The 13,997-nt window shown below is 44.9% G+C and carries 16 protein-coding genes and 1 other annotated feature; all 16 genes read right to left on the bottom strand.

Annotation, left to right across the window (positions count from 1 at the left end):
* Positions 1 to 20 precede the first annotated feature (20 nt).
* Entirely contained in the window at positions 21 to 716 is a 696-nt protein-coding gene (gene rplA / locus ACJA3J_RS00660) for a 50S ribosomal protein L1 (RefSeq protein WP_089654445.1), read from the bottom strand.
* A 117-nt stretch (positions 717 to 833) separates the two neighbouring features.
* Positions 834 to 1,259: a 50S ribosomal protein L11 gene (rplK, locus tag ACJA3J_RS00655; protein ID WP_035511717.1), complete on the bottom strand. Its 426-nt coding sequence runs from the start codon at positions 1,257 to 1,259 to the stop codon at positions 834 to 836.
* A 152-nt stretch (positions 1,260 to 1,411) separates the two neighbouring features.
* Positions 1,412 to 1,948 (bottom strand): transcription termination/antitermination protein NusG, encoded by a 537-nt coding sequence (gene nusG / locus ACJA3J_RS00650; RefSeq protein ID WP_089654446.1) that lies wholly within the window; start codon positions 1,946 to 1,948, stop codon positions 1,412 to 1,414.
* A 129-nt stretch (positions 1,949 to 2,077) separates the two neighbouring features.
* Positions 2,078 to 2,254: a preprotein translocase subunit SecE gene (secE, locus tag ACJA3J_RS00645; protein ID WP_089654447.1), complete on the bottom strand. Its 177-nt coding sequence runs from the start codon at positions 2,252 to 2,254 to the stop codon at positions 2,078 to 2,080.
* Positions 2,255 to 2,294: 40 nt separating this feature from the next.
* Positions 2,295 to 2,444, bottom strand: a complete 150-nt coding sequence (gene rpmG, locus ACJA3J_RS00640) for a 50S ribosomal protein L33 (protein ID WP_074736204.1) — start codon at positions 2,442 to 2,444, stop codon at positions 2,295 to 2,297.
* 79 nt (positions 2,445 to 2,523) lie between these two features.
* Positions 2,524 to 3,180, bottom strand: a complete 657-nt coding sequence (gene sigH / locus ACJA3J_RS00635) for an RNA polymerase sporulation sigma factor SigH (RefSeq protein ID WP_089654448.1) — start codon at positions 3,178 to 3,180, stop codon at positions 2,524 to 2,526.
* A gap of 81 nt (positions 3,181 to 3,261) precedes the next feature.
* Positions 3,262 to 3,771, bottom strand: a complete 510-nt coding sequence (locus ACJA3J_RS00630) for an NYN domain-containing protein (RefSeq protein ID WP_115824702.1) — start codon at positions 3,769 to 3,771, stop codon at positions 3,262 to 3,264.
* Positions 3,772 to 3,774: 3 nt separating this feature from the next.
* The gene (gene rlmB, locus ACJA3J_RS00625; protein WP_406945264.1) at positions 3,775 to 4,518 is read right to left on the bottom strand and encodes a 23S rRNA (guanosine(2251)-2'-O)-methyltransferase RlmB; all 744 of its coding nucleotides are present in this window, start codon (positions 4,516 to 4,518) and stop codon (positions 3,775 to 3,777) included.
* Entirely contained in the window at positions 4,518 to 4,922 is a 405-nt protein-coding gene (locus ACJA3J_RS00620; protein WP_089654451.1) for a Mini-ribonuclease 3, read from the bottom strand. The genes rlmB and ACJA3J_RS00620 overlap by 1 nt, the downstream gene beginning before the upstream one ends.
* 4 nt (positions 4,923 to 4,926) lie before the next feature.
* Positions 4,927 to 6,327, bottom strand: a complete 1,401-nt coding sequence (gene cysS / locus ACJA3J_RS00615; RefSeq protein WP_406945263.1) for a cysteine--tRNA ligase — start codon at positions 6,325 to 6,327, stop codon at positions 4,927 to 4,929.
* Positions 6,317 to 6,973: a serine O-acetyltransferase gene (cysE, locus tag ACJA3J_RS00610; protein WP_089654464.1), complete on the bottom strand. Its 657-nt coding sequence runs from the start codon at positions 6,971 to 6,973 to the stop codon at positions 6,317 to 6,319. The genes cysS and cysE overlap by 11 nt, the downstream gene beginning before the upstream one ends.
* 78 nt (positions 6,974 to 7,051) lie before the next feature.
* Positions 7,052 to 7,271: a binding site (T-box leader), on the bottom strand.
* 44 nt (positions 7,272 to 7,315) lie between these two features.
* A complete protein-coding gene (gltX, locus tag ACJA3J_RS00605) occupies positions 7,316 to 8,785 on the bottom strand; it encodes a glutamate--tRNA ligase (protein WP_406945262.1) in 1,470 nt (489 codons plus the stop codon).
* 57 nt (positions 8,786 to 8,842) lie between these two features.
* A complete protein-coding gene (locus tag ACJA3J_RS00600; RefSeq protein WP_406945261.1) occupies positions 8,843 to 10,033 on the bottom strand; it encodes a bifunctional 2-C-methyl-D-erythritol 4-phosphate cytidylyltransferase/2-C-methyl-D-erythritol 2,4-cyclodiphosphate synthase in 1,191 nt (396 codons plus the stop codon).
* A 98-nt stretch (positions 10,034 to 10,131) separates the two neighbouring features.
* On the bottom strand, positions 10,132 to 11,226 hold the full coding sequence (locus ACJA3J_RS00595; RefSeq protein ID WP_115895010.1) for a PIN/TRAM domain-containing protein: 1,095 nt from the start codon (positions 11,224 to 11,226) through the stop codon (positions 10,132 to 10,134).
* A 154-nt stretch (positions 11,227 to 11,380) separates the two neighbouring features.
* Positions 11,381 to 12,454 (bottom strand): DNA integrity scanning diadenylate cyclase DisA, encoded by a 1,074-nt coding sequence (gene disA / locus ACJA3J_RS00590; protein WP_089654456.1) that lies wholly within the window; start codon positions 12,452 to 12,454, stop codon positions 11,381 to 11,383.
* Positions 12,455 to 13,834, bottom strand: coding sequence for a DNA repair protein RadA (gene radA, locus ACJA3J_RS00585; RefSeq protein ID WP_089654457.1), 1,380 nt, complete (start codon positions 13,832 to 13,834; stop codon positions 12,455 to 12,457).
* Positions 13,835 to 13,997: the final 163 nt, after the last annotated feature.

Genomic DNA, 13,997 nt, shown 5'->3' with positions numbered 1-13,997 from the left:
GGAAAGTCAACACTTTTTTATTACTTCGTGTAACCAGAAACGTCTACTTTGATTCCAGGTCCCATCGTAGATGAAACAGCAGCGTTACGCATATAAGTTCCCTTAGATGCTTGTGGCTTCGCTTTAACAAGTGTTTCAGTGATTGCTGCGAAGTTTTCAGCCAACTTGTTCTCATCGAAAGAAGCTTTTCCGATTGGAACATGGATGTTTGCCGCTTTATCAACGCGGTATTCTACTTTACCTGCTTTGATTTCGTTAACAGCTTTTTCTACTTCGAATGTCACTGTACCTGTTTTAGGGTTCGGCATAAGACCTTTTGGTCCTAGTACACGACCTAGCTTACCAACTTCAGCCATCATGTCAGGAGTTGCTACTACGACATCAAACTCGAACCAACCTTGGTTGATCTTGTTGATTAGGTCTTGCTCACCTACGTAGTCAGCACCTGCTGCTTCTGCTTCTTTCGCTTTATCACCTTTAGCGAAAACAAGCACACGCTGAGATTTACCTGTACCGTGCGGAAGCACCATTGCGCCACGGATCTGTTGGTCCGCTTTCTTAGGATCTACACCTAGACGGAATGCTGCTTCGACAGTTTCGTCAAAGTTCGCTTTTGAAGTTTCTTTTACAAGCTTGATTGCTTCTTGCACATCATAAGCTTTTGTACGGTCAACAAGCTTCGCTAGCTCTTGTTGCTTTTTCGTTTTCTTAGCCATTATTAATTTCCTCCTCGTTGTGGTTTTAACGGATTTTCCTCCCACGAATAAAGGTTGCGAAAGAGTCACAAGCTCCATTTCCGCAACCTTTTCCTATCTCCATGTGACGCTGTGGGATTAATCTTCGATCGTAATTCCCATGCTGCGCGCTGTACCTTCAACCATGCGCATTGCAGCTTCAACGTCAGCAGCGTTCAAATCAGGCATTTTCGTTTCTGCGATTTCGCGTACTTGGTCGCGTTTAACAGAAGCTACTTTGTTACGGTTCGGTTCACCGGAACCTGATTCAACTCCTGCCGCTTTCTTAAGAAGAACAGCAGCTGGTGGAGTTTTCGTAACGAATGTAAAGGAACGGTCCTCATAAACCGTAATTTCTACTGGAATGATCGTACCTGCTTGTTCCTGTGTACGAGCGTTAAATTCCTTACAGAATCCCATGATGTTAATACCTGCTTGACCTAGTGCTGGTCCAACTGGCGGTGCTGGGTTCGCTTTACCTGCAGGAATCTGAAGCTTTACAACATTAATAACTTTTTTAGCCACGAGACACACCTCCTTAAAGTCCGTGATGTGGTAATAGGGTTCAACCCCTCCCACTCATTGCGATATCTACGCAATCGCCCTCTTTTGGGGCGCATATAGAACATAAAAATTCTAGCATCTTTATTTCCAATATGCAAGGGGAGAAATGAATTTTATAATTTTTCGATTTGGGTAAAGTCTAACTCTACCGGAGTTTCACGCCCGAACATATTGACGTGGACTTTCACTTTTTGTTTGTCCGTATCAATATATTCAATGGATCCTGTGAAGTTTGCGAAAGGTCCGTCTGTTACTTTAACACTTTCCTTCACCTCGAAGTCAACCTCTGCTTTCGGCTGTTCGTTCATGCCCATACGCTTAAGGACCGTCTCTACTTCTTCAGGCAGGAGAGGGATCGGCTTGGATCCGGAACCGGTGGATCCTACGAAACCAGTCACACCCGGCGTGTTCCTTACAACGTACCAGGAATCATCCGTCATGACCATTTCAGCCAATACATAACCAGGGAATACTTTTTTCTTCGCCACTTTCCTCTTGCCATTTTTGATTTCTGTTTCTTCGTCCTCGGGAACAAGTACGCGGAAGATCTTGTCTTCCATTCCCATTGATTCCACACGCTTCTCCAGGTTTGTTTTTACCTTGTTCTCATAACCTGAATAGGTGTGCACTACATACCATCTTTTTTCCATATTCGCAGGACAAGTGCTTGCCCTTCCCTCCCTTATACTAGAGTTGATGAATATTACTCCAACATGAAAAAACCCGCGGAACGGGTTTTTTGTAAGTCTATCTCCTATTATAGCATAAAATCCACTCTACTATTCTTGAGCGATGAGTTCAAGCACCTGGGAAATCCCAAGATCTACAATAGCGAAGAATACAGCTACGAAAGTGACAGTCAAAATTACCGTAATCGTGTACTTCCACAGTTCCTGACCTTTGGGCCAACTAACCTTCTTCATCTCTCGTGCTACATTCTTGAAGAACTTAAACATGCTGTAATACCCCCAAACTTGCGCCAACTGGCTTCCTTCTCTATTTCGTCTCGCGGTGTAAAGTATGCGTTCCGCACTTTTTACAAAACTTGCGGACTTCAAGACGTTCGGATTGGTTGGATCGATTTATATATGAACTATAATTCCGACTTAAACATTCTGTACAAGCTAAAATGACTTTTTTTCTCATTATCCGTCACCTCAATCTAGAGAGGTTTACACATACTCACTAAATGTAGCACTCTTACCGATTACTGTCAATGCAGCTTTCATAGAGTGATTTCATTGATTTCCAAGTATTTTTCGAGCTTTCTCTTCACACGTTGTAAAGCGTTATCAATAGATTTCACGTGTCGATCGAGCTCGACCGAAATCTCCTGGTAGGAACGTCCGTCCAAGTAGAGGGTCAGCACTTTTTTCTCTAAATCACTTAATAACTCCGACATTTTTTCTTCCATGTCTGAAAACTTCTCTTTATTAACAATCAATTCTTGTGGGTCGATAGCTTTTGAACCAGCGATGACATCCAGTAATGTCCGATCTGATTCCTCATCATAAATAGGCTTGTCCAAAGAAACGTAGGAATTCAACGGGATATGCTTCTGTCTTGTGGCGGTTTTAATTGCGGTGATAATTTGACGGGTGACACATAATTCTGCAAAGGCTTTGAAGGATGACAGCTTACCCTCTCTGTAATCGCGGATGGCTTTGTAAAGACCGATCATCCCCTCCTGGACGATATCCTCCCGGTCTGCGCCAATAAGAAAGTAAGTCCGAGCTTTCGCGCGCACAAAATTCTTGTACTTATTGATCAAGTAATCTAGCGCCTGGACTTGTCCTTGATTAATCCGTTCAACGACTTCTTCGTCATCAAGCTTGCTAAGATCCAAATCGTTGGTGCTTTTCTCCGTTTGTAAGATGCTCACACAGGATCCCTCCGACCGTGCTACCTCAATATAGCAATATTATACAGTACGATTCTGAAAAGCGTCAACAAGTTGTCAGAATTATTTATCTCCTCGCCGCCATTTCTCAAAGAGTTCCCTCACCTCTTTATTGATTGGTATTTTAGATTGATAGGGATATTGATTCTGGCTTTCGACATCTTTCTCTATTTGGTTTTCAATATTCTTTACTTCGATATACAGCTCTCTTGCTGATTTCCTGAAAGCTCCCTGCCCGAAGATGGTGCGTTGTTCAGCATAATCGGAAGTAGCTACATAGACTTGAGTACGAACATCATTCAATTCTCCAGCAAGTTTTTCGATCCGTTCATCAGCCGTTTCATTCTCTTTTGTAAAGATGACTTCCACTTTGTAATTTTTTTGTTTTTTTTCAACTCCTCGAACATGATAAGCATCAAAAACAATCATGATCCGGTCCCCGGTATAGGATTGATACTCCGCCATCATCTCTATAAGGAGATCCCGGGCCTGCCCGAGATCTTTCTCCTTTAGATTTTTCAATTCCGGCCAAGCGCCAATCATATTATATCCATCAACGATTAAGACGTTCATGCCTTATTCCCCTAACGGATGACGCTTCCTATAGACTTCGTACATCAAAAGGGAAGCAGCTACAGACGCGTTCAAAGAAGTCACTTCTCCAGCCATCGGCAGGCTGACCGTCCAATCACACTTATCTTTCGTTAATCGGCTCATGCCGCGACCTTCACTTCCAATGACGAGGGCAATTGGCATTTTCCCGTCAAGCTTACGGTAATCCTCCGTACCCACAGCGTCTGTTCCGACCACCCAGACAAACCTTTCTTTCAACTCATCAATCGTCCGGGCAAGGTTCGTTACACGAGCAACTGGTATATACTCAATCGCACCTGTCGACGTTTTCGCAACGGTTGCCGTTAAAGACACAGAACGCCTTTTCGGTATGATGACACCATGAGCTCCTGCCGCATCTGCCGTCCGCAGAATGGAGCCGAGGTTGTGAGGATCTTCAATTTCATCACAAATAATGAAAAATGGAGGCTCGTCCTTTTCTTCTGCTTTCGCAAATAAATCTTCCAAATCACTGTATTCATACGCAGCCACCGAAGCAATGACCCCCTGGTGATTTCCATCCACGAGCTGATCTATTTTCTTCTTTGGCACTTTTTGGACAATAAGTCCTTGTTCTTTGGCCAACTGCTCAAGCTTTTTATACGCCTGGTGCTGCAGGTGATCCGATACCATCACTTTATTGATCGGTCTGCCGGACCGGATGGCTTCCTGTACCGGGTTCTTTCCGATGATCCATTCTCCACTCATTACGCTTCACTCCTTTCTTCAACGATTTGAATTGCATGTTTTATCAATATTTCCAGCCGCTCCGTTTGTCCGGATAAATACAAAAACCCTAACACTGCTTCGAATGCGGTCGAATAACGATAGGTTTGTACATTGGTGTTTTTAGGGACGGATCCCGATTTAGCGTTCCGCCCTCTCCTAAGCACCCCTTCCTCTTCTTCCGTGAGCGTTCTTTCTTCCTGCCATACACTAACAACATTCGCCTGCGACACAGCCGATACGAACTGGATCGCTGCCTGGTGAAGGTGTTGAGGCTTTACCTCTCCTTTTTCCAGCAGATGCTGTCTGACATAAAGCTCATAAACAGAGTCGCCCATATAGGCGAGAGCAAGACTCTTCATTTGTTTCGCATTTGCGATCGCCATTGTCTTACCCTCGCTTCCATCTCGTGCCCTGGGATGTATCTTCAAGGATAATGTTGCGATCTTTCAACTCATCACGAATTTGGTCGGCACGTGCGAAGTCTCGGTTCTTTCTAGCTTGCTTACGCTCCTCAATCAGAGCATCCACTTCCTCATCAAGCAATTCTTCATGTGCCTGCAGCTGAATGCCGAGGACACCTGTTAATTCTTCGAACAAACCTTGAAAGGCCGTTAATACCTTTTCATGAGTCTGGTCTTCCTGTAAATATAAGTTCGCCGCTTTAGTTAAATCAAACAGGACAGAAATCGCATTCGCCGTGTTAAAGTCATCATCCATTTGTTTAATGAATTGCTCCTTGAACTCAGCCACTTTATCAAGCCACCCGCCTTGATCATCCTCTAAGCTCATCGTGGATTCTTTCCGATGCTGGATGTTCTCATACGCATTCTTGATGCGGTCAAAGCTGCTTTTCGCCCCTTTCAATAACTCATCACTGAAGTTGATTGGATGACGGTATTGTACACTCAGCATGAAAAAGCGGATCACTTGGGGGTCATGCTTTTTCACTAGATCATGGGCAAGGATGAAGTTACCGAGGGACTTCGACATTTTTTCATTGTCAATATTAATGTACCCGTTATGCATCCAATAGCGTGCAAAAGATTCCCCATTATGTGCTTCTGATTGCGCGATCTCATTCTCATGGTGTGGGAAGGTCAAATCCTGCCCACCTGCATGGATATCGATCGTTTCGCCAAGGTATTTCTTCGCCATCGCGGAGCACTCGATATGCCAACCCGGGCGGCCGCTTCCCCACGGACTATCCCAAGTGATTTCGCCTTCTTTCGCATCTTTCCAAAGTGTGAAATCAAGCGGATCTTCTTTTTTATCCCCGACTTCAATTCTCGACCCGGACCTTAACTCATCAATGGACTGGTGAGAAAGCTTTCCGTATTGGTCGAAGGATCGCGTACGGAAATACACGTCCCCTCCCGCTTCATAAGCGAAGCCTTTGTCGATCAATCCCTGGATAAAGCTGATAATCTCATCCATGTTTTCGGTCACGCGTGGATGATCCACTGCTTCTTTTACGCCGAGGGCACCTACATCTTCTTTGTAAGCCGTAATGAAGCGATTGGCGATATCTGTGACTCCTTCGCCCATTTCATTCGCTGCTTTAATCAATTTGTCATCGACATCGGTAAAGTTGAGCACATAGTGCACATCGTAGCCTCTGTATTCAAAGTATCTTCTCACTGTATCGAATACGATCGCCGGCCTTGCGTTCCCAATGTGAATGTAGTTATAAACCGTTGGACCGCAAACGTACATTTTCACTTTTCCTTCTTCCAGCGGCTGAAACGGCTCTTTTTTTCTTGTCAGTGTGTTGTATATGTTAATCGCCATGTTGGTTCACTCCTTTGGTTTCCTCCAATTGTTTGCGCAGTTCCGCCATTTCCTTCTCGATCTCATTCAACCGGTCGTACACAGGATCTGGGAGTTTGTGATGGTCCAGGTCCTTCTTTTGGACTTTCTTGCCATCTTGGATGACGACATGACCAGGGATGCCGACGACCGTCGAATTGTTCGGAACATCGTGGAGCACAACAGAACCGGCCCCTACTTTTGAGTTTTCCCCAATCGTGATCGACCCCAGCACTTTCGCTCCTGTGGCGACTAATGAATTATCAAGGAGAGTCGGGTGTCTTTTCCCTTTTTCTTTCCCTGTCCCTCCAAGCGTCACCCCTTGAAAGATCGTCACATTATCTCCAATCTCACACGTTTCCCCAATGACGACCCCCATGCCATGATCGATGAAAAACCGCCGCCCGATTTTCGCTCCGGGATGGATTTCAATGCCTGTCAGGAAGCGGCTCCATTGGGATATGAGCCGGGCCAGGAAGAAAAACTTCCTTTTGTGACAAGCATGGGCCACCCGGTGTGCCCATATCGCATGCAGTCCTGAATAGGTCAGAATCACTTCAATATAAGAACGAGCAGCAGGATCTTGATCGAACACCACATCGACATCTTCTTTAAACATTTTGAACAGCCCCATACTTGCTCCCCTCCTTGTACTGAAACAGAAGCGTTCCCAATAAAAATAAAAAACGCGCCTTTGTGCCAATGGCACAGAGACGCGTTGAACGTGGTTCCACTCTGTTTGGGATCGGCTTTTTTGCCTTTCCCCGCTTCACCCTTGATAACGGAAGGTACCCGCTTCGGCATACTTCGTTCAGCCGAAGACTCCGAGGTGCATTTCAAAGGCTTCTCTACGAATCACTCCCAGCCGTGGTGATTCTCTCTGTAGAAGAGAGGGGCCCTTTACTTCTCCTCATCAACGTTTCGTATAGGTATCTCTACTATATGATATTCTTTCCCACTTGTGAACGAATTAAGCTTGTAACTTGCTTAATACATCATCCAGACGGACCGTTACCGTTTCCAGCCCAAGCAAATGAATCGCGTTCGGAAGTTCAGGGCCATGGGTTTGACCTGTTGTGGCGACACGGACAGGCATGAACAGCTTTTTCCCTTTATGGCCGGTTTCTTTTTGAACAGCTTTGATTTGCTTTTTAATGTTTTCAGGTGTGAATTCTTCAAGCTCATGAAGGTTCTTCTTGAACGTTTCCAACACTTCCGGTACTTGTTCACCTTCAAGAACTTCCATCGCAGCTTCATCATACTGAATTTCCTGTTTGAAGAACAATTCGGTAAGCTCGACGATTTCTGCTCCGTAGCTCAGTTGTTCCTGATAAAGGCTGATCAGTTCACGAGCCCACTTGCGATCTTCCTCGCTCATATCTTCAGACAAGCGTCCAGCCTCAACTAAATGAGGAAGGGCAAGTTCGACTACGCGGTCCAAATCAGAGGCTTTGATATACTGGTTGTTCATCCACTTCAGCTTCGCGGGATCGAAGACCGCTGGTGAAGTAGAAAGTCTATCCGCATCAAAGATTTCAACAAGCTGATCCTGTGTGAAAATTTCTTCTTCCCCAACTGGCGACCAGCCTAGTAAAGTGATGAAGTTGAAGAGAGCTTCTGGAAGGTATCCAAGGTTCTTATATTGTTCAATAAACTGAAGAATGTGCTGATCACGCTTACTCAGTTTCTTACGCTCTTCATTGAGGATCAACGTCATATGACCGAACTTCGGAGGTTCCCAATCGAATGCTTCATACACCATCATTTGTTTCGGTGTATTGGAAATATGCTCTTCCCCACGAAGGACGTGTGTAATTTTCATTAAGTAATCATCAATCGCAACAGCGAAATTATACGTTGGTGTTCCGTTCTGCTTAACGATGACCCAATCACCAAAATCACTGGATTCAAAAGTAATGTCGCCGCGGACGATATCATTGAACGTGTACGTATGGTTTTCAGGGACACGGATACGAATACTAGGCTTACGGCCCTCCGCTTCAAATGCTGCGATTTGTTCCTCTGTAAGGTCGCGGTGCGCCCCAGAGTATTTCGGCGCTTCGCCTCGTGCCATTTGCGCTTCACGTTCTGCTTCAAGCTCTTCTGAAGTCATATAACATTTATAAGCAAGACCGCGTTCCATCAATTCGTCCACATATTTCTTATAAATATCGAGACGTTCCATCTGACGGTAAGGACCATATTCGCCGCCTTTCTCTGAACTCTCGTCCCATTCAATTCCCAACCACTTCAAGTAGTCGAGCTGGCTTTTTTCTCCGCCCTCGACGTTTCGTTTTTCATCCGTATCCTCAATACGAATGACTACCTTTCCACCTGCATTTTTCGCATAAAGGTAGTTGAATAAAGCAGTCCTTGCATTACCAATGTGAAGATGCCCTGTCGGACTTGGTGCATAGCGCACCCGTACTTCGTTAGACATAATTGTTCTCCTTTCCTATTCCGGTCTATATCCTTGACTTATTTTATCATTTTTTGTCTAGGAATGCTGATTATTTTGCAAAAGGACAACCGCTTGAGCAGCAATTCCTTCTTTCCGGCCCGTAAAGCCGAGTTTTTCCGTCGTCGTTGCTTTCACGTTGATCCGTCCAGGTTCAACCCTAAGGAGGGAAGCGATGTTTTCACGGATTTGTTCAATGTAGGGGGCCATTTTTGGTGCCTGGGCAATGACCGTACAATCCATATTCCCAAGTTCATATCCATGCTCTGTCACGATATCCCACACATGCTGAAGCAATTTGCCGGAGTCGGCGTCTTTAAAAGCAGGATCCGTGTCTGGAAAATGTTTACCGATATCCCCTTCGCCAATCGCTCCAAGACATGCATCTGCAATGGTGTGAAGCAGAACATCTGCATCTGAATGGCCGAGCAGCCCCTTTTCATAAGGGATTTCAATTCCTCCGATGATACACGGGCGTCCTTCCGTCAATTGGTGTACATCAAATCCTTGGCCGACACGAAACATAGGGCCATCCCCCACCTTTCCATTTCTTTGATTACTCAAGTAAGCTTGGGCTTTATGTAAGTCTTCCGGAGTCGTAAGCTTGATATTGTCATAGCTTCCCTTCACGATTGCCACTTCTTTGTCCAACCGCTCCACGAGGGAAGCGTCATCTGTGCCGTAGTATCTGCTTTTCCTCGCTCGTTCATGCGCTTCATAAATTAAATCATAAGAGAAGGCTTGAGGTGTCTGAGCCGCCCATAACGTACTTCTATCCAGTGTATCCAAACCATGATCTGACTTCTGCTTGATTGTATCCGTCACAGGTACGGCAAGAAGTGCGGCCTTTTTTTCGTATGCCGTCACAGACAGTTCGTGTAAGAGTTCTTGGGGTACAAACGGGCGCGCGCCGTCATGAATAAAAACAGGAAGTTCTCTGTTTCGAACAGCTTCCAGCCCTGCAAATACACTATCCTGCCGTTCTGCTCCCCCATCAACAAGATGAACCGATTGTCGGAGCGGATATTCTTTTAGAAGTTCTTCCATCTGAGACCGTTCGCGTTCATTGGTTACTAAGATCAACTCTTCACACCACTCATCTTGATCAAAGACGGAAAGGGTGTGACAGATCAGTGGCTGGTCACCGATTTTCAAAAACTGCTTATTACGACCAGCGAGCATCCGTTTACCCTGTCCTGCCGCAAGTATAATGGCTGTATATTTTTTCATGCGTATCCATCCTACGTTTGTTTAGACGTTCATAAAACAACAAAAGCGATAACACGCATGTTATCACTTTTGTCATTCTCTATTTGTTTATACCGTTTTTACAAGGCTTTTTCAAGTGATTTCGGCTTTGCAAAGATCATACGGCCGGCTGATGTCTGCAACACGCTTGTGACTACGACTTCAATCGTCTTTCCGATAAAGTCTTTTCCTTCTTCGACTACGATCATTGTGCCGTCATCCAAGTAGGCGACCCCTTGATTCTGCTCTTTCCCGTCTTTGATGACTTGAATCGTCATCTCTTCTCCTGGAAGCACGACCGGTTTAACAGCATTCGCAAGATCATTAATGTTCAAGACTTGGACATTTTGAAACTCACAAACTTTATTCAAGTTGAAATCGTTCGTTACAACAATTCCGTTCATTACCTTCGCAAGCTTCACAAGCTTACTGTCCACTTCCTGAATGTCTTCGAAATCCCCTTCGTAAATTTCAACATTCACCGGGAGGTCTTTTTGAAGACGGTTCAAGACATCCAACCCACGACGACCACGATTTCTTTTCAGACCATCGGATGAATCAGCGATGTGCTGCAATTCTTCCAATACGAATTGTGGAATCACAATCGTTCCTTCAAGGAAATGTGTATCACAAATATCCGCGATGCGGCCATCAATGATAACACTTGTATCCAAAATTTTTCGTTTTGGAATCAGAGCAGGATCCGCAGTAGAATCTTCCTGACGCTCTTCCTCTGGCTTCCTGTCTTTCTTTGAAACCAAGTTCAAGAATTCATCCTTACGCTTAAAACCGACCTGAAAACCGAAGTAGCCTAATAAGAATGTTAAAAAGATCGGGACGACCTGGTTAACCACTTGAATCTGGATATCTTGTACAGGGATGTTGATCAAGTAGGCGATGATCAGCCCGACAATCAAACCGAGACTACCGAACAGCAGATCCGCTACCGGCGCCCGGACGAGGGTATCCTCGACCCACCTTAAAAAATCGACAATATAATCCACAATCCAAAAAGTAAATAAAAATAAAATAAGTGCTCCTAGTACGGCCCCTAAGACAGATTGAATCCAATTCTGCCAAGTCAGACCCATGGTTGTAAACAGCTCTGGGAAATAGAGGTAACCGATAGTTCCGCCGGTTATGACAATAAACAACTGTACGATACGTTTAAGCACTTGTATTCACCTCCTCAAACACAGTATGACCAAACCTAACAACCATTAACCATATAAAAAAGGAATGATGGTTTTTAACTTAGCACAACTTCCAAATTAAGTCAATGAGTAAACAAATTATCATATCACATTCTTCACAAATAAGTCAATGTTCTTATATATGTCGGTCTACGAACAATTGTTCCTGTATGCGGTCAAGACCATCTCTAATTTTCATCGCACGAATCTCACCGACACCATCGACTTTAACAAGCTCTTTCGGAGAAGCCTGGATCAATTCTTCCAACGTACCGAATCTTTCGACCAAGTGTTCAATAATGAGCACGGGAAGTCTAGGGATCCGGCTTAAAATCCGGTACCCTCTTGGTACGATAGGGTCTGCCAACTTCGTATTCGGTGAATACCCCAAGAGTTTCAATACTTGCTCATCTGAGAGAAGTTCCGTATTGGTGATTTCCTGCATTTTTCTCAAAATATAATATGGTTCATAATCAGGACGCTTACTGTAATCGCGCAAAAGCAAGGTTGCTTCATCTTCGATATTCGAAACTAATTCTGTTAATTGCAGCTGAATCAAACGTCCCTCTGTTCCAAGCTCATTCACATAGTTCAAAATCTCTGTTTTCGTCCGTAGCACCATTTCAATCCGGTGGACCACCTGAACGACTTCGGAAAAGGAAACCATGTTTTCAAACTCCATCGCACCAAGATTCGTTACGCTTTGGTCGAGGACATTTTTATACTTTTCCAACGTTTGAATCGCCTGATTGGCCTTCGTCAAAATCACACCAATATCTTTCAGTGAGTAACGGAGAGAGCCTTTATACAACGTGATCACGTTTCGGCGTTGAGATATAGCAATGACGAGCGCGCCCGTTTGTTTAGCCACACGCTCTGCCGTCCGGTGCCTCATCCCCGTTTCCGTGGATAGGATGTCCGGGTCCGGCATCAACTGCGCATTAGCATAAAGAATCCGCGTCCCTTCATCATTCAAAATTAATGCCCCATCCATTTTCGCCAGTTCGTAAAGGTGGGCGGGGGTGAAATCAGACTGGATATGGAAACCACCATCGACAAGTTCCCGCATGTGGTCGCCATATCCGAGCACAATCAACCCGCCTGTCTTTGCACGCAAGACATTATCAATCCCGTCTCTTAAAGGGGTCCCAGGTGCCACCAGCTGAAGAATTTCTCCGATTCCATTTTCTTTGATTTCATGCCATTCCATTTATGAATCCCCCAGTGTAACCTTCATCGCCTCCTGAACGGTACTGACACCGATCACTTCGATTTGAGAAGGAGGCGTCCAGCCATCCATGTTCTTCTTCGGAATGATGACCCTTTTAAAGCCTAACTTCGCCGCTTCCTGGACTCTTTGCTCAATTCTGGCCACTCTTCGTATCTCACCCGTTAAGCCAACTTCCCCAACGACGACATCATCTCCATTCGAAGACTGATCCCTGAAACTTGAGGCAATGCTGATCGCAACCGCTAAGTCAATCGCCGGCTCATCCAATTTCACTCCACCAGCGACTTTTACGTAAGCATCCTGGTTCTGAAGCAGGAGCCCTGCTCTCTTTTCCAAGACCGCCATTAAAAGCGGTACCCGGCTGTTATCAAGGCCTGTAGCCATCCGTCTCGGGTTGCCGTAAGCTGTAGGTGAAATCAGGGCTTGAATTTCTACAAGTACCGGCCTTGTCCCTTCCATGGAAGCCACTACGATCGAACCTGCAGCCCCTTGCGAGCGTTCTTCGAGGAAAATCTCTGAAGGGTTCAGAACCTCTTCCAGACCTTTCTCCTTCATTTCGAAGATTCCCATTTCATGAGTGCTTCCGAAACGGTTCTTCACACTTCTTAGAATTCTAAATGTATGATGCCGCTCCCCTTCAAAATAAAGAACTGCATCGACCATATGTTCAAGCAGACGTGGGCCGGCAATCGAACCTTCTTTAGTAACATGCCCAACGATGAAAATAGGAATACCTTTGCTTTTAGCAATTCTCATCAAATGACTCGTACACTCACGAACTTGAGAAACACTCCCTGGAGCAGAGGTGACGTCTTCTTTGAAAATCGTCTGGATCGAGTCTATGACCACAAACCTTGGTTCAATATTTTCAATTTGGTTGATGACATCCTGTAAGTTCGTTTCCGATAGAACATAGAGTTCATCGGATGTAATATCTAAACGTTCGGCTCGAAGCTTCGTTTGTCTCGATGACTCCTCTCCGGATATGTAGAGGACAGGAAAATCTTTTTTGGCGATCTGCGCAGAGACTTGGAGTAAAAGAGTGGATTTACCGATTCCCGGATCTCCGCCGATCAAAACTAAAGACCCCGCCACGATTCCTCCACCTAAAACCCGGTTGAATTCAGGCATATCCGTCGGCATACGCGGTTCTTTTTGTGATTTGATTTGTGTGATTTTTTCTGGTTTCGTTGTTGCGGAAGTGGAGCTTGTCTGAAACACATGTCTGGAATTCGCCGGAGCAGCCGTCATTTCTTCGACCAGCGTGTTCCATTGATTACACCCCGGACACTTTCCCATCCATTTAGGTGTCTCATACCCACATTCCTGGCAAACAAACTTCGTTTTCCTTTTTGCCAAGATCATCTCGCTCCTTATTTTTATTATTCTATACGTAAAAGATTGTGAAAGAGTTTCACAATCTTATCAATTGTATTAAATCATTCTTAGTAAAATCATAGCGGAAGAAGAAAAAAATCGGAAGGCAAACCCTTCCGATTTTTCTTAGGCCCTGTTCACTTTA

Origin of the sequence: Halobacillus sp. SY10, from assembly GCF_045401165.1 — a bacterium.
Lineage (GTDB): Bacteria > Bacillota > Bacilli > Bacillales > Halobacillaceae > Halobacillus > Halobacillus aidingensis.
The sequence above is the reverse complement of the archived record's forward strand: the minus strand, read 5'-3'. Positions and strand labels throughout refer to the sequence as shown.

Coding starts and splice junctions, on each gene's coding strand:
- rplA (WP_089654445.1), bottom strand. CDS start 716: ATGGCTAAGAAAACGAAAAAGCAACAAGAGCTAGCGAAGCTTGTTGAC.
- cysS (WP_406945263.1), bottom strand. CDS start 6,327: ATGGCGATTAACATATACAACACACTGACAAGAAAAAAAGAGCCGTTT.
- nusG (WP_089654446.1), bottom strand. CDS start 1,948: ATGGAAAAAAGATGGTATGTAGTGCACACCTATTCAGGTTATGAGAAC.
- ACJA3J_RS00630 (WP_115824702.1), bottom strand. CDS start 3,771: ATGAACGTCTTAATCGTTGATGGATATAATATGATTGGCGCTTGGCCG.
- disA (WP_089654456.1), bottom strand. CDS start 12,454: ATGGAATGGCATGAAATCAAAGAAAATGGAATCGGAGAAATTCTTCAG.
- rlmB (WP_406945264.1), bottom strand. CDS start 4,518: ATGAGTGGAGAATGGATCATCGGAAAGAACCCGGTACAGGAAGCCATC.
- rpmG (WP_074736204.1), bottom strand. CDS start 2,444: ATGAGAAAAAAAGTCATTTTAGCTTGTACAGAATGTTTAAGTCGGAAT.
- ACJA3J_RS00600 (WP_406945261.1), bottom strand. CDS start 10,033: ATGAAAAAATATACAGCCATTATACTTGCGGCAGGACAGGGTAAACGG.
- secE (WP_089654447.1), bottom strand. CDS start 2,254: ATGTTTAAGTTCTTCAAGAATGTAGCACGAGAGATGAAGAAGGTTAGT.
- ACJA3J_RS00620 (WP_089654451.1), bottom strand. CDS start 4,922: ATGGCGATCGCAAATGCGAAACAAATGAAGAGTCTTGCTCTCGCCTAT.
- gltX (WP_406945262.1), bottom strand. CDS start 8,785: ATGTCTAACGAAGTACGGGTGCGCTATGCACCAAGTCCGACAGGGCAT.